The 15,106-nt window shown below is 68.6% G+C and carries 16 protein-coding genes; 11 read left to right on the top strand and 5 right to left on the bottom strand.

What is annotated here, in order from left to right; all coding sequences use genetic code 11:
- Positions 1-33: 33 nt before the first annotated feature.
- On the bottom strand, positions 34-873 hold the full coding sequence (locus tag AC0KTM_RS16970; protein WP_225328557.1) for an SDR family oxidoreductase: 840 nt from the start codon (positions 871-873) through the stop codon (positions 34-36).
- A gap of 88 nt (positions 874-961) precedes the next feature.
- Positions 962-1,138 (bottom strand): hypothetical protein, encoded by a 177-nt coding sequence (locus AC0KTM_RS16965; protein ID WP_020188525.1) that lies wholly within the window; start codon positions 1,136-1,138, stop codon positions 962-964.
- Between the two features lie 303 nt (positions 1,139-1,441).
- Between AC0KTM_RS16965 and AC0KTM_RS16960 the strand changes: the two genes are divergently transcribed.
- On the top strand, positions 1,442-2,026 hold the full coding sequence (locus AC0KTM_RS16960) for an MPT63 family protein (RefSeq protein ID WP_238956465.1): 585 nt from the start codon (positions 1,442-1,444) through the stop codon (positions 2,024-2,026).
- Between the two features lie 99 nt (positions 2,027-2,125).
- A complete protein-coding gene (locus AC0KTM_RS16955) occupies positions 2,126-3,064 on the top strand; it encodes a lysophospholipid acyltransferase family protein (protein WP_472416209.1) in 939 nt (312 codons plus the stop codon).
- A 31-nt stretch (positions 3,065-3,095) separates the two neighbouring features.
- Here the strand turns inward: AC0KTM_RS16955 and AC0KTM_RS16950 are convergent, their stop codons facing one another.
- Positions 3,096-3,800, bottom strand: coding sequence for a winged helix-turn-helix domain-containing protein (locus AC0KTM_RS16950; protein ID WP_472417496.1), 705 nt, complete (start codon positions 3,798-3,800; stop codon positions 3,096-3,098).
- Positions 3,801-4,004: 204 nt separating this feature from the next.
- Entirely contained in the window at positions 4,005-4,244 is a 240-nt protein-coding gene (gene mbp1, locus AC0KTM_RS16945; RefSeq protein ID WP_225328554.1) for a microaggregate-binding protein 1, read from the bottom strand.
- A gap of 328 nt (positions 4,245-4,572) precedes the next feature.
- Here mbp1 and pyrH point away from each other — a divergent pair, with 328 nt between their 5' ends.
- The 4 genes from pyrH to rlmN are packed head-to-tail and all read left to right on the top strand — an operon-like array spanning position 4,573 to position 8,033.
- On the top strand, positions 4,573-5,370 hold the full coding sequence (gene pyrH / locus AC0KTM_RS16940; RefSeq protein ID WP_293044851.1) for a UMP kinase: 798 nt from the start codon (positions 4,573-4,575) through the stop codon (positions 5,368-5,370).
- 15 nt (positions 5,371-5,385) lie between these two features.
- Positions 5,386-5,943, top strand: a complete 558-nt coding sequence (frr, locus tag AC0KTM_RS16935; RefSeq protein ID WP_238956463.1) for a ribosome recycling factor — start codon at positions 5,386-5,388, stop codon at positions 5,941-5,943.
- A gap of 32 nt (positions 5,944-5,975) precedes the next feature.
- Positions 5,976-6,905: a phosphatidate cytidylyltransferase gene (locus AC0KTM_RS16930; RefSeq protein ID WP_225328552.1), complete on the top strand. Its 930-nt coding sequence runs from the start codon at positions 5,976-5,978 to the stop codon at positions 6,903-6,905.
- A 33-nt stretch (positions 6,906-6,938) separates the two neighbouring features.
- Positions 6,939-8,033: a dual-specificity RNA methyltransferase RlmN gene (gene rlmN, locus AC0KTM_RS16925; RefSeq protein ID WP_225328551.1), complete on the top strand. Its 1,095-nt coding sequence runs from the start codon at positions 6,939-6,941 to the stop codon at positions 8,031-8,033.
- A 96-nt stretch (positions 8,034-8,129) separates the two neighbouring features.
- Here rlmN and AC0KTM_RS16920 read toward each other — a convergent pair whose 3' ends face one another.
- Positions 8,130-8,384: a DUF2631 domain-containing protein gene (locus AC0KTM_RS16920; protein WP_225328550.1), complete on the bottom strand. Its 255-nt coding sequence runs from the start codon at positions 8,382-8,384 to the stop codon at positions 8,130-8,132.
- Between the two features lie 114 nt (positions 8,385-8,498).
- Here AC0KTM_RS16920 and dxr point away from each other — a divergent pair, with 114 nt between their 5' ends.
- The 5 genes from dxr to AC0KTM_RS16895 all read left to right on the top strand — a co-directional run bounded on the left by dxr (position 8,499) and on the right by AC0KTM_RS16895 (position 15,078).
- Positions 8,499-9,710 (top strand): 1-deoxy-D-xylulose-5-phosphate reductoisomerase, encoded by a 1,212-nt coding sequence (gene dxr, locus AC0KTM_RS16915; RefSeq protein WP_238956462.1) that lies wholly within the window; start codon positions 8,499-8,501, stop codon positions 9,708-9,710.
- Between the two features lie 19 nt (positions 9,711-9,729).
- Complete coding sequence (locus tag AC0KTM_RS16910; RefSeq protein ID WP_238956461.1) at positions 9,730-10,953, top strand: M50 family metallopeptidase; 1,224 nt, start codon at positions 9,730-9,732, stop codon at positions 10,951-10,953.
- 90 nt (positions 10,954-11,043) lie between these two features.
- Positions 11,044-12,210: a flavodoxin-dependent (E)-4-hydroxy-3-methylbut-2-enyl-diphosphate synthase gene (ispG, locus tag AC0KTM_RS16905; protein WP_225328547.1), complete on the top strand. Its 1,167-nt coding sequence runs from the start codon at positions 11,044-11,046 to the stop codon at positions 12,208-12,210.
- Between the two features lie 49 nt (positions 12,211-12,259).
- Complete coding sequence (locus tag AC0KTM_RS16900; protein WP_238956460.1) at positions 12,260-13,114, top strand: GNAT family N-acetyltransferase; 855 nt, start codon at positions 12,260-12,262, stop codon at positions 13,112-13,114.
- 149 nt (positions 13,115-13,263) lie between these two features.
- Positions 13,264-15,078 (top strand): penicillin-binding transpeptidase domain-containing protein, encoded by a 1,815-nt coding sequence (locus AC0KTM_RS16895; RefSeq protein ID WP_238956459.1) that lies wholly within the window; start codon positions 13,264-13,266, stop codon positions 15,076-15,078.
- Positions 15,079-15,106 lie beyond the last annotated feature (28 nt).

Below are 15,106 nucleotides of genomic sequence, written 5' to 3'. Positions count from 1 at the left end.
TACACCTGCCCGATGACGCGCGAGGATCGCCGCCTACAAAATCGGTCGACCGCCCGTGACGGCCACCCGCGCCCCCGAGATGTAGCTCGCGTCATCGGAGGCCAGCAGCACGTAGATCGGCGCGAGTTCGGCGGGCTGGCCGGCTCGCCCCAGGGGCACGTTGTCGCCGAAGGACTCCACGCTGTCCGGTGGCATCGTGGCCGGGATCAGCGGTGTCCAGATCGGGCCGGGAGCCACGCTGTTGACGCGAATTCCCTTCTCGCCCAACAACTGCGCCAGGCTGGCGGAGAAATTGGCGATCGCCGCCTTGGTCGCCGCGTAGGGCGCCAGGGTCGGATTGGGGCTATCGGAGTTGACCGATGAGCTGCCGATGATCGACGAGCCGGCGTTCATGTACGGCAGGGCCGCCTTGGCGAGGTAGAAATACGCGCCCACGTTGAGCCGGAAGGTGTAATCCCACTCCTCGTCGCTGATCTCGTCGAGGCTTTTGCGCATCATCTGATACGCGGCGTTGTTGACCAGGATGTCGACGCCGCCCAATTCCTGCACCGCCCGATCCACGACGGCGCGGCAGTGGGCGGCATCGGAGAGGTCACCGGGCACCAGCACGCATTTGCGTCCGGCGTTGGTGACGTAGCGGGCCACGTCGCGCGCGTCGTCGTCCTCGTTGAGGTACGCGATCAGCACGTCGGCGCCCTCCCGCGCGAAGGCGATGGCGACGGCGCGCCCGATGCCGCTGTCGCCGCCGGTGATGATCGCCTTTTTGCCGAGGAGTTTTCCCGAGCCCTGGTAAGTGTTTTCACCACAATCGGGAATTGGATCCATCTGGGACTGCACGCCCGGGACGGATTGTTGTTGCGGGGTAAAACCCATGTGATTTCCTTTGCCTGGCTCGAAAGTTCGCCTTGCCATTCAGAAGCCGGCGGGCAAACGCGCGCCCGCGCCGTGACGGATTCCGCTTTTACGATTCGCGGCGGGTCGGGCCGGCGGTCGGGACGTCCGGATCGTCGTCGGCCGGCGGCTCCGGGTCCCGCCACTCCTCGCTGCGGCTGGAACGATTGCCGCGAACCGTGCCTTCCAATTCGTGCTTGAGTTCGTCGTCTTCCCGTGAGCTGTGCTTGGAGTTACCACGTTGCACCTCATCGCCCCCTTCGCGGATATCTCGGCCAGCGTTGCCCGCTGCGCCGGGAACGCCTTAGCGCATCGACTACCCGGCGGCGCACGGCCTAATCGGCGGGCAGCGCTGTTAGGGATGATGCAGGTGTTATGCCTGTTGCCAAAGGTGTTGTCCGCGAAAACAACCTATTTCGGCAGCTAACTGACCGGGTATTGGCATGCGGCGGAATACACATGTTTAAAGCCGTAGCCGGATGGCTATTTCGCTGCGTATATCTGCATGCCCTTGACGGGGGGCGATTGTGTGCGACGAAAGGAATGAAGAATGAAGGTCACCAAGACGGCCATTAAGACACTTGCCGCCGCCGGGATTGCGGCCGCGGGCGTTTTCGCCGCGGCGCCGGCTCTGGCTTCGCCGCCGCCCAATATTCAGGGATTCGGCACCAGCGAACAGCTCGTGGACGGCGCCCTGATCACCAATTACACCGTGAGCAACCTGCAGCCGAGCAATGTCACCATCCCGGGCTACACGCCCAAAGGCACGCTCTACCAGGCGGACATCAGTGCCCGGTCGGAGGCCGGCCTGGTGACCCCGATGGTCAACGACTTCATCGCCCGCGGACCCAATGGGCAGAACTACCGGGTGATCGACAAGGTCGGGACGCCGAACGGGCTCAGCCCCGCGCCGATCCCGCAGGGCAGTGAGTCCACCGGCACGCTGTATTTCGACGTGACCGGCGCACCCCCCAACGGCGTCGTCTACAACGACGGAATGCAAGACGTTCTGATCTGGACGTCGAACATGGAGGGCGGCTCGGCGTCCGGGACGATCAACAGCCCGGCGCCCGGCGCGCCGAACAGCCCGGCACCCGGTGCGCCGCCGGCCCCGGCGCCGGCGCCCAGCGCCTGATCGCCTGATCCGGCCGTAAAAACTCCCCGCGCCCGAAACGGTGCGGGGAGTTTTTCGGCTGGGGGAATCGCGCGCGCCCGAACCGGGTATCCGGCATCCATGAGTAACCCGGACCACAGACCGGCGAGCGTGCGCAAACAAGCGCAACGCAACGCCGAGCAAACGCGCGCGGCGATGGAAGAGCGGCGCAGCGAACACCACGGGGGGCTCAGCGGCTGGGTCGCCGAGCGCGCCGGCCGCTGGGATCTCTCCGGCCAGGACGAGGCCACCCTGCAGCGACAGAAATATCTGTGGAATGTGCTGGTGGACTACTGGTTTCGGATGGAGATCGACGGGTGGGAGAACATTCCGGAATCACCGCCGGCGCTGCTGGTCGGGATCCACTCCGGGGCCCCGTTCGTGTGGGACGCCTGGACGGTCGGTCTGCAATGGTGGCGACGGTTCGGCCAGGACCGCACCCTGCATGGCACCGCCCATGACGCGTTGATGGCAATCCCGTTGTTCGGGCGCTACTTCCGGTCGATGGGGGTCCTCCCAGCCGCCCCGGACGCCATCGCCACCGCCTTGGCCGAAGGGCGTGACGTCGCGCTGTGGCCCGGTGGGGAAGTGGATTCGCTGCGCCCGTGGACCGAGCGCGATCGCGCCAACCTCGCGGGCCGGACGGGCTTCGTCAAGATGGCGATCCGGGCCGGGGTGCCGATCGTGCCCATCGCGACCGTCGGCGGGGCCGATGCGATGCCCGTGCTGATCCGCGGCGACCGGCTGTCAAAAGCCTTGCAACTGGACCGTTTACTGCGGCTCAAGGTATTTCCTCTCGCGATCTCGTTGCCGTGGGGGATCGCGCCGGCGGCGCTTCCCCAGCTGCCGCTACCGGCCAAGATCAGGACGCGCTTCATGCCCGCGGTGGAACTCGACCACGATCCCGCGCGGGTGGACGACGAGGAATACATCGACCGCAAATACCACGAGGTGCAGGATTCCATCCAGGAAGGCATGGATGCGCTCGCGCGCAAGCGCGCCTTCCCGTTCTTCGGGTGACGTACCGCGAAAGCTGTTGCGGCCGCGGGTATCAGCGCGGGGGCGTCAGCGCTGGATCGCCGACGATCCACTCCGGTTGCGGGGGCGTCGCCGCTCGGTAACCGACCCCGCGGACGGTGTCGACCATGGATTCGTGCCGGGCTCCGAGTTTGGCGCGCAGTCGCCGAATGTGGACGTCGACGGTACGGGCCCGGCTGCTGCTGTCATAACCCAACGCCTCCTGCATCAGCCGGGTGCGGGTGAATGCCTGACCGGCATGCAGCACAAGGAAATTCAGCAATTTGAACTCGGTCAGTGTCAGGGCGAGGTCGTGGCCGTCCAGCGACGCGGTGAAGCTGGCCGGATGCAGGCGAAGATCGCCGAATTTCAGCGTGCCGTCGGCGGTGCCGCGACGGCGGCCGACCGCCAGCCGCAACCGCGCCCGTAGCTCGTCCGCGCCGGTGCCGGGCAGCATCACGTCGTCGAAATTGCCGTCGCCGTCGACCGCGGCGCAATCCGCCGACGCGACCAGGGCCACCACCGCGGTTGCGGGATTGCGGGCCGCCAGTCGACGGCTAACCGCCTGAGCCGCAGCCACGTTGCTGCGCGCGTCGATGATCGCCACGTCGGCAGTGGCGCAATGACCGTCGGTGTGGGCGGTCAACGCCGCGCGCGCCGGAAGCGCGACCGTTGCCAGATCCGGTAAGGCCGATTCGAAATCGGCCTCGTCGGTGAGCACCACAATGTCCATCGACATGTCCAACGACATCTCCAAACCTCGTGAGGTCCCTGCGTTCCCCCCGGTCCGTAGGCGCCTCGCGCGAGATGTCTGGCAGCGCTAGGCGTGTGTACCCGCTCCGCCGAAAATTATGCAAAGCTATGCAAACTCAGGCCGTTGGTGCCAAGAAAGTCGATGGGCCCGGCCCGTTTTCACGGACCGGACCCATCTTTCCCAGCAGGTTTACTGGTTGGACTTCTGGCGTTGCTCGGCCGCCTCGGCGCCGCCGCGTGCGGCTTCGGCCTCGGCTTCCTTCTTCGCCGCGTCGCGCTGCGCTTCGGCTTTGTCTTGCTGCGCCTGGCCCTCACGGGTGAGGTCATCGCGACCGGCCACCGCGCCTACGGCCTCCTTGGCCTTACCTTTGACGTCCTCGACGACGCCCTTCACCGCTTCCGCGGGTCCTGACTTGTTCTCTTCCGCCATGGATCCGTTCCTCCTCGTTGGCGTACTGTGAGCGATCCACGCTCAACGACGATCGCGAGCGATCGACCCGGTCATACGGTGAAGCCGGCCCTTTTTGCTCAAGACCGCATGTGTCACCGCGTTGTAGCGGGTTCCCCTGCCGTCCATGGCTCAAACGCCGCGCGGGACGCCAGCCAATCCGGTACCGGCAGACTCGAAAATCGCTCCGGCACGCCAACTGTGCGCATAATGCACCCCGCCGATGCCGCATTGTGCTGCGATGAGGCAGGATGTGAAATGCCGTTCCGGATGAGATCGCCCGGGATGGCACTCTCATGCGAGGAGTCTGATGACGGAGTCCAGGGAGCCCCACGTCGCCGGCCCGGCGGCTCCGAGGCAGGAGCCGACGAACGGATTGGCTTCCGGCCAGCCGCTGACCCGGGCCAGGTATTCGCGAGTGCTGCTCAAGCTTGGCGGCGAAATGTTCGGCGGCGGCCAGGTGGGTTTGGATCCCGACGTCGTGGCGCAGGTGGCGCAGCAGATCGCCGAGGTGGTCCGTGGCGGTGTCCAAGTCGCCGTCGTGATCGGCGGCGGCAACTTCTTCCGGGGCGCGCAACTGCAGCAGCGCGGCATGGAACGCACCCGTTCGGACTACATGGGCATGCTGGGCACCGTCATGAACAGCCTCGCGCTGCAAGACTTCTTGGAGAAGGAAGGCATCGTCACCCGCGTCCAGACCGCGATCACCATGGGCCAGGTCGCCGAGCCCTACCTGCCCTTGCGCGCGGTACGCCACCTGGAAAAGGGACGGGTGGTGATCTTCGGCGCCGGCATGGGCCTGCCGTACTTCTCCACCGACACCACCGCCGCGCAGCGGGCGTTGGAGATCGGCGCCGAGGTGGTGTTGATGGCCAAGGCCGTCGACGGCGTCTTCTCCGCGGACCCGCGGCAGTATCCCGAGGCCGAATTGATCACCGCGATCAGTCATCGCGAGGTCATCGACCGCGGGCTACGAGTGGCCGATGCAACCGCCTTCAGCCTGTGCATGGACAATGGCATGCCGATCCTGGTGTTCAACCTGCTGACCAATGGCAATATCGCCCGGGCGGTCGCTGGTGAGAAGATCGGGACTCTGGTCACCACCTGAGGAGGAGTGGCGCTAATGATTGACGAGGCTCTCTTCGACGCCGAAGAGAAAATGGAGAAGGCCGTCGCGGTTGCCCGTGACGACTTGTCGACCATCCGCACCGGGCGCGCCAACCCGGGCATGTTCTCGCGGATTGTGATCGACTACTACGGCTCCGCCACCCCCATCACGCAACTGGCCAGCATCAACGTCCCCGAGGCGCGGCTGGTGGTGATCAAGCCCTACGAGGCCAGCCAGGTGGGCGCGATCGAGACGGCGATCCGCAACTCCGATCTGGGCGTGAACCCCACCAACGACGGCACCCTGATCCGGGTGGCGGTCCCGCAGCTCACCGAGGAACGCCGCCGGGAGCTGGTCAAACAGGCCAAGAGCAAGGGGGAGGACGCCAAGGTCTCGGTGCGCAACATCCGCCGCAAAGCGATGGAGGAGCTGCACCGCATCCGCAAGGACGGCGAGGCCGGCGAGGACGAGGTCGGCCGGGCCGAAAAGGACCTGGACAAGGCCACGCATCAGTACACCACCCAGATCGAAGAGTTGGTCAAGCACAAAGAAGGCGAGCTGCTGGAGGTCTAGCGACCGCTCGGCAGCTAAGTTGATTCAGGCCCGTGGCTACCCCAGAACCCGGCGCAGGCACACCGCCCGACCAGCCGGCGGCCGCGGCCAAGAAGACGACCGGGCACCCCGCCAAAAAGACCTCGCGGGCCGGACGCGACCTGCGCGCCGCGATCGCGGTGGGCGCCGGCATCGGCGGCGTCCTGGTCGTCACGCTGGTGTTCGCTCCCCGCTTCTGGGTGGCCATCGTCGCGCTCGCCATCGTGGTGGCCACGCACGAGGTGGTTCGCCGGCTGCGCGAAGCGGGATATGTCATTCCGGTCATTCCGCTGCTGGCCGGAGGCCAGCTCACGGTCTGGCTGACCTGGCCGTTCCACGCCGCGGGCGCGCTTGCCGGGTTCGGCGTCACCGTGGTGGTCTGCAACGTGTGGCGGCTGTTCATGCAGGACAACCGCAAGCGGCCCGAGCCGTTCGACGGCTCGGCGTCGGCGAACTACCTGCGCGACGCGTCCGCCACCGTTTTCCTGGCCGCCTGGGTGCCGTTGTTCGCATCGTTCGGGGTGCTGCTCGTCTACCCGCACGACGGGGCGGGGCGGGTGTTCTGCCTGATGATCACGGTGGTCGCGTCGGACGTCGGCGGCTACGCCGTCGGCGTGCTGTTCGGCAAGCACCCGATGGTCCCGGCGATCAGCCCGAAGAAGTCCTGGGAAGGGTTCGCCGGTTCGCTCGTCCTGGGCGTCACCGCGGCCACGTTGACCGCGACCTTTCTGGCCGACAAACCACCGTGGATCGGCGCGCTGCTGGGGGTGATCCTGGTCCTGACCTGCACGCTCGGCGATCTGGTGGAGTCACAGGTCAAGCGTGATCTCGGCATCAAGGACATGGGCCGGCTGCTGCCCGGCCACGGCGGACTGATGGACCGGCTCGACGGCGTCCTGCCGTCGGCGGTCGCGGCCTGGACGGTGTTGACACTCGTTCCGTAGGCCGGCCGCGGCGTGCCGGATACTGGACAGGTCATGGTTCAACAGTTGGTGTTCTCCGAGCCGCGTCCCGGCAAGCCGCCGCGGCACCTGGCCGATCTCGATGCGGATGGCCGCGCGTCGGCCGTCGCCGAGCTGGGCCTGCCCGCTTTTCGCGCCAAGCAGTTGGCGCATCAGTACTACGGCCGGCTGATCGCCGACCCGCGGCAGATGACCGACCTTCCGGCGGGCCTGCGCGACGCGATCGCCGACACGATGTTCCCGATCCTGCTGACGGCGGCCTCCGAGGTCGCCTGCGATGCCGGCCAGACGCGAAAGACGTTGTGGCGCGCCCTCGATGGGGTCACGGTGGAGTCGGTGCTGATGCGCTATCCGCAACGCAACACGGTGTGCATCTCGTCGCAGGCCGGCTGCGGCATGGCGTGTCCGTTCTGCGCGACGGGGCAGGGCGGGTTGAGCCGCAACCTGTCGACGGCCGAGATCCTCGAGCAGGTGCGCGCCGGCGCCGCCGCCTTGCGCGACGACTTCGGTGATCGGCTGTCCAACGTCGTCTTCATGGGCATGGGGGAGCCGTTGGCCAACTACGCCCGGGTGGTGGCCGCCGTGCGGCGCATCATCGCCGCGCCGCCCCACGGCTTCGGCATTTCGGCCCGGTCGGTGACGGTGTCGACGGTCGGCCTGGCGCCCGCGATCCGCAAACTCGCCGACGAAGCCCTCGCGGTGACGCTGGCGCTGTCGCTGCACGCGCCCGACGACGACCTGCGCGACACGCTGGTGCCGGTCAACAATCGGTGGAAGATCGCCGAGGCGCTTGACGCCGCACGCTATTACGCCGACGTCACCGGCCGACGGGTGTCGGTGGAGTACGCGTTGATCCGCGACGTCAACGACCAGCCGTGGCGGGCGGATCTGCTGGGGCAGCGGCTGCACCGCGCGCTGGGGCCGTTGGTGCACGTGAACCTGATCCCCCTCAACCCGACGCCGGGCAGCGAGTGGGATGCGAGCCCGAAGGCGGTCGAGCGCGAATTCGTGCGGCGCGTACGCGCCAAGGGCGTCTCCTGCACTGTGCGCGACACGCGCGGCCGCGAGATCAGCGCCGCGTGCGGGCAGCTGGCCGCCGAAAACAGGTAGCGCGCTGGGCGCGCCGGTGGCCCGCTCTCAGCGCCCAACGTGGACTCGTTGTGGCGAAACACCGCGATTTCGCTGCACAAGTCGACCTTCGACGGGTTAGCGGATCCAGCCGCGTCGGCGGCCCCACAGGTCGCGGATCAGGGCGACCAGAACCAGGGTCGCGAAGCCGATCAGGAACCAGTCCTCGATGTGGCCGACGTGGTTGCCGCGCAGCATCGCCAGCAACAGCCCGAAGATGCACAGGCCGACGATGTGCCAGGTCCGGTGATTGATCCGGCTCCAACCCCACGCCGCCGACGGCACCTCGACGGAGTCGACGCCGGTGAAGTGTTCGACCTCGGTACTGGCCACGGCGAATCCCTTTCGGATCGGATCGGCTTGCTGAACCCAGATTCTGGCACAACCGCCGGCCGGGCGGGCGGGCGCATCGTGGCCCGCGTCGGTGCCGGGCGGCACAATGAATGGGTGACCAACCCGACGACCGACGGGCAAACCCCGGGCCGCCTGCGCGTGCTGGTGCTGGGTAGCACCGGCTCGATCGGCACGCAGGCGCTGGACGTCATCGCGGCCAATCCGGATCGCTTCGAAGTGGTCGGCCTGGCCGCGGGCGGCGCGAACCTGGACACGCTGTTGCGCCAGCGCGTCGCCACCGGTGTGACCAACGTCGCGGTCGCGGACGAACGCGCGGCGCAGCGGGCCGGCGACATCCCGTTTTCCGGGCCCGGCGCGGTGACCCGGCTGGTCCAGGAGACCGAAGCCGACGTCGTCCTCAACGCGCTGGTGGGGGCGCTGGGCCTGCGGCCCACGCTGGCCGCGCTGGAGTCGGGCGCCCGGCTGGCGCTGGCCAACAAGGAATCGCTGATCGCCGGCGGCCCGCTGGTGCTCAAGGCCGCCGGCCCCGGACAGATCGTGCCGGTCGACTCCGAACACTCCGCGCTGGCGCAATGCCTGCGCGGCGGAGCCGCCGATGAGGTCGCCAAGCTGGTGCTGACCGCCTCCGGCGGCCCCTTCCGCGGCTGGACCGCCGCCCAGCTCGAGGACGTCACCCCCGAGCAGGCCGGCGCCCACCCGACGTGGTCGATGGGCCCGATGAACACGCTGAACTCGGCCTCGCTGGTCAACAAGGGGCTGGAGCTGATCGAAACCCACCTGCTGTTCGGCGTTCCCTACGACCGCATCGACGTGGTCGTGCACCCCCAGTCGATCGTTCATTCGATGGTCACCTTCGTCGACGGCTCGACCATCGCCCAGGCCAGCCCGCCGGACATGAAGCTGCCGATTTCGCTGGCCCTGGGCTGGCCGCACCGGGTGCCGGGGGCGGCCGCCTGCTGCGACTTCAGCACGGCGTCTAGCTGGGAATTCGAGCCGCTGGACAACGATGTCTTCCCCGCCGTCGAGTTGGCCCGCCACGCCGGGCAGACCGGCGGCTGCATGACCGCCGTCTACAACGCCGCCAACGAGGAGGCGGCCGAGGCGTTCCTGGCGGGCCGCATCGGGTTCGGTGCCATCGTCAAAACCATCGCCGACGTGCTGCACGCCGCCGACCAATGGGCCGTATCACCGGCTAACGTGGATGAGGTACTCGACGCGCAGCGCTGGGCACGGGAGCGGGCGCAGCGTGCCGTCGCACAAGCGCAGCCCGCCAAATTGTCGGTCAAAGCCTCCGGAGCGGTGTGAGAAAGGTCCTCGCAGCCTAATGATGTTCGTCATCGGCATTGTGCTGTTCGCACTGGCCATCCTGATCTCGGTGGCCCTGCACGAGTGCGGCCATATGTGGGTTGCGCGCGCCACCGGCATGAAGGTGCGCCGCTATTTCGTCGGTTTCGGCCCCACGCTGTGGTCGACCCGGCGCGGTGAAACCGAATACGGCCTCAAGGCCGTGCCGCTGGGCGGCTTCTGCGACATCGCCGGCATGACCTCGGTGGAGGAGCTGGCGCCCGACGAGACCGACCGCGCCATGTTCAAGCAGGCGGTCTGGAAGCGGGTCGCGGTGCTTTTCGCCGGGCCCGCCGCGAACTTCGTCATCTGCCTGGTGCTGCTCTACGGCATCGCGCTGGTCTGGGGTCTGCCCGACCTGCACCCCCCGACCAAGGCGGTGGTCGGTGAAACCGCTTGTGTGGCACCGGAAGTGGCTCCCGGCAAGATCGCGGACTGCACTGGGCCCGGGCCGGCGGCACTCGCCGGAATTCGCCCCGGCGACGTGATCGTCAAGGTGGGGGACACCCCGGTGTCGACCTTCGAGGAGATGGCCGCGGCCATCCGCAAGGTGCACGGCAACACCCCGATCGTCGCCGAGCGGGACGGCACGGCCATCACCACCTATGTCAACGTCACGCCCACGCAGCGCTACCTCACCAACGGGCCCGACGGGCAGGGCGGCCAACCGCAAGCGTCGACCGTCGGCGCCATCGGCGTCGGCGCCGTGCGGACCGGCCCGACGCACTACGGGGTGCTGTCCGCGATCCCGGGCAGTCTCGCCTTCGCCGGGGACCTGACCGTCGAGGTGGGCAAGGCGCTCGTCACGATTCCCACGAAGGTGGGGGCGCTGGTGCACGCGATCGGCGGCGGCCAGCGCGACCCGCAGACGCCGATGAGCGTGGTGGGAGCCAGCATCATCGGCGGCGACACCGTCGACCACGGACTGTGGGTGGCGTTCTGGTTCTTCCTGGCCCAGCTGAACCTCATCCTGGGCGCGATCAACCTGGTGCCGCTGCTGCCCTTCGACGGCGGGCACATCGCCATCGCGATGTTCGAAAAGGTCCGCAACCTGATCCGGTCGGCCCGGGGCATGGTCGCGGCCGCGCCGGTGAACTACCTCAAACTCATGCCCGCGACGTACGTCGTGCTGGTGTTCGTGGTCGGCTACATGCTGCTGACCGTGACCGCCGACCTGGTCAATCCGATCAGGCTCTTCCAGTGACACGCGCGGGTTCGATAACCAACCGAAGGAATCAACAGTGAGCCGCGCTGGCGACGATGCAGAGCGAAGCGATGAGGAGGAGCGGCGCAAATGACCATTGGCCTGGGCATGCCGGACGCTCCGGCGCCCACGCTTGCACCCCGGCGTCGCACGCGCCAACTGATGGTCCGCGACGTCGGGGTCGGCAGCGACCACCCGATTTCGGTGCAGTCGATGTGCACCACCAAGACGCATGACGTCAACACCACGCTGCAGCAGATCGCCGAGCTGACCGCCGCCGGCTGTGACATCGTCCGCGTGGCCTGCCCGCGTCAGGAGGACGCCGACGCGCTGGCCGAGATCGCCCGGCACAGCCAGATCCCGGTGATCGCCGACATCCACTTCCAGCCGAAGTACATCTTCGCCGCCATCGACGCCGGATGCGCCGCGGTGCGGGTGAACCCGGGCAACATCAAGGAATTCGACGGCCGCGTCGGCGAGGTCGCCAAGGCCGCCGGGGCGGCCGGCATCCCGATCCGCATCGGCGTCAACGCGGGCTCGCTGGACAAGCGGTTCCTGGAGAAGTACGGCAAGGCCACCCCCGAGGCGCTGGTCGAGTCCGCGCTGTGGGAGGCCTCGCTGTTCGAGGAACACGGCTTCGGCGACATCAAGATCAGCGTCAAGCACAACGACCCGGTGGTGATGGTCGCCGCCTACGAGCAACTGGCCGAGCGGTGCGACTATCCGTTGCACCTCGGCGTCACCGAGGCCGGCCCCGCCTTCCAGGGCACCATCAAGTCGGCCGTCGCCTTCGGCGCGCTGCTGTCGCGCGGGATCGGCGACACCATCCGGGTGTCGCTGTCGGCGCCGCCGGTCGAAGAGGTCAAGGTCGGCATCCAGATCCTCGAGTCGCTGAACCTGCGCCCGCGCGGGCTCGAGATCGTGTCCTGCCCGTCGTGCGGTCGCGCGCAGGTCGACGTCTACACCCTGGCCAACGCCGTCTCGGCGGGTCTCGACGGCCTCGACGTCCCGCTGCGCGTCGCCGTGATGGGCTGCGTCGTCAACGGCCCGGGGGAGGCCCGCGAGGCCGACCTCGGCGTCGCATCGGGAAATGGCAAGGGGCAGATCTTCGTTCGCGGCGAGGTGATCAAGACCGTGCCCGAAGCGCAGATCGTCGAGACGTTGATCGAGGAGGCGATGCGCATCGCCGCCGAAATGGGCGGCGGTCACGGACCGGACACAACATCGAGCGGTTCGCCGGTTGTGACCGTAAGCTGATAAAGGCCAGCGCCCCAGCCCTGAGTTCGCACCACAGAGAGTTCGCCACATGTCGGCTCCGCCCCTCTTCCGCCTAGTTGGCGAGCGACGGGTGTCCGTGGTGCGTGATGCGGCCGCGGTGTGGCGGGTGCTCGAGGACGATCCCGTCGCGTCGTGCATGGTCGCGGCCCGCGTGGCGGACCACGGCATCGACCCCAATTCCATTGGCGGGGAACTGTGGACGCTGCGGGGCGCCGACGAATCGCTGTGCTTCGCCGGCGCCAACCTGATCCCGCTGCGCGGCGCGCGGGCCGATCTGAGCGCGTTCGCCGACGAGGCCATGCGCGGGACGCGGCGCTGCTCGTCGCTGGTCGGCAGGGCCGGCCTGGTGATGCCGATGTGGGAGCGCCTCGAGGCGGCGTGGGGACCGGCCCGCGATGTGCGCGACCGCCAGCCGCTGCTGGCGTTGTCCACCCACCCGAGCTGCGAGATCGACACGGCGGTGCGCCAGGTCCGGCCGGAGGAGCTGGACGCCTACCTGGTGGCGGCCGTCGACATGTTCATCGGCGAGGTGGGCGTCGACCCGCGGATCGGGGATGGCGGTCGCGGCTACCGGCGACGCGTGGCCAGCCTCATCACGGCCGGCCGCGCCTGGGCGCGGTTCGAGCACGGCCAGGTCGTCTTCAAGGCCGAGGTGGGCTCGCAGTCGCCGGGGGTGGGGCAAATCCAGGGGGTGTGGGTGCACCCGGAGTGGCGCGGCCTGGGATTGGGCACCGCCGGCACCGCCACGGTCGCCGCGGTGATCGTCGGCAGTGGGCGGACCGCCAGCCTCTACGTCAACGACTTCAACGCGGTGGCGCGCGCCGCCTATGCCCGGGTGGGCTTCGCCGAGATCGGCACCTTCGCGACGGTGTTGCTCGACTAGCTGCGCTCCCCGGCTGGACGGGCGCGGCCGGCGAACGCCCGGCTGCCCGGGCCCTCGGCGTCGGGGCGAGCTACCGCGACCACGCATAACGGTTCGGTCTCGGTGTGGCGGCGCCGCGGTTCAGGCCGCAGCTCATAACATCAGCACCGATGGTAACTAGAACAACAGCGGCCTCATCCGTTTCAGGTCTGCTGCTCGTCGCGGTCGTCGCGCTGTCCGGGTGCACGCCGCGGCCCGACGGCCCGGGTCCGGTCGCGGAGCAGTTCTTCCGCGCCCTGGCCGTCGGCGACACCGCGACGGCCGCACAGCTCAGCGACAGCCCCAACGACGCCCGCGAAGCGCTCAACGCGGCCTGGTCCGGCCTGCAGGCGACCCACCTCGACGCGCAGGTCCTCAACGCCAAGTACGCCGAGGACACCGGCACGGTCGGCTATCGCTTCGCCTGGCACCTGCCCAAAAACCGGGTGTGGAGCTACGACGGGCAGCTGAGGATGGCGCGCGACGAGGGTCGCTGGCGGGTGCGCTGGACCACCACCGCGCTGCACGCGAAATTGGGTGAGCACCAGACGTTCGCGCTGCGCGCGGATCGGCCGCGCCGCGCCTCGGTCAACGAACTCGGTGGCAGCGACGTGTTGGTGCCGGGCTACCTGTACCACTACACGCTGGACGCCACCCAGGCTGGGCCCGCGCTGTTCGGCACGGCGCACGCGGTGGTCGACGTGCTGCACCCCTTCAACGATGCGCTCAATGACCCGCAGCTGCTCGCCGAGCAGGCCAGTTCGACGCCCCACCCGGTCGACCTGGGCGTCACGCTGCACCCCGACGACAACGACAAGGTGTTCCCGGCGATCGGCCGGCTGCCCGGCATCGTGGTCACGCCCCAGCCCGAAATGTTGCCCACCGACCCGCATTTCGCGCCCGCGGTCGTCTCCGCGGTGAAGAAGGCCGTCGAGGACCAGCTCGACGGCGAGGCCGGCTGGCGGGTGGTGAGCGTCAACCAGAACGGCGTCGAGGTCGAAGTGCTGCACGAGGTCGAGGGGTCACCGGCCCCGTCGGTGTCGCTCACCATGGACCGGGCCGTGCAAAACGCCGCCCAGCATGCCGTGGACACCCGCGGCGGCAAGGCGATGATCGTGGTGATCAAGCCGTCGACCGGAGAGATCCTCGCGATCGCCCAGAACGCGGGCGCCGACGCCGACGGCCTACCGGCCACCACCGGGCTGTTCCCGCCCGGGTCGACGTTCAAGATGGTCACCGCCGGCGCGGCGGTCGAACGCGACATGGCCACCCCCAACACCATGCTGGGCTGCCCGGGCCATCTCGACATCGGGCACCGCACCGTCCCCAACTACGGGGGCTTCGACCTCGGGGTGGTGCCGATGTCGCGGGCGTTCGCCAGCTCGTGCAACACCACCTTCGCCGAGCTCAGCAGCAAGATGCCCCCGCGCGGCCTGACCCAGGCGGCCTCCCGCTACGGGATCGGGCTGGACTATCAGATCGACGGCATCACCACGGTGACCGGCTCGGTCCCGCCGACGGTGGACCTCGCCGAGCGCACCGAGGACGGCTTCGGCCAGGGCAAGGTGCTGGCCAGTCCGTTCGGCATGGCCCTGGTGGCGGCGACGGTCGCCGCCGGCAAGACGCCCGTGCCGCAACTGATCGCGGGCCGCCAGACGGCCGTCCAGGGCGATACCACGCCGATCAGCCCGAAGATGGTGGACGCGTTGCGGCCCATGATGCGGCTGGTGGTGACCAACGGGACCGCCAAGGAGATCGCCGGCTGCGGCGAGGTGTACGGGAAGACCGGTGAGGCCGAGTTCCCCGGCGGGTCGCATTCCTGGTTCGCCGGCTACCGCGGCGATCTCGCGTTCGCCGCGCTGATCGTCGGGGGTGGCAGCTCGGAGTACGCCGTCCGGATGACCAAGGTGATGCTCGAGTCGCTGCCGCCAGACTTTCTGGCCTAGCGCCCAGACCGCCCGGGCCGCATCGACG

It is taken from the genome of Mycobacterium sp. NTMscope_Eco_3 (genome assembly GCF_976985685.1).
This window is presented reverse-complemented; position numbering and strand designations above follow the sequence as displayed.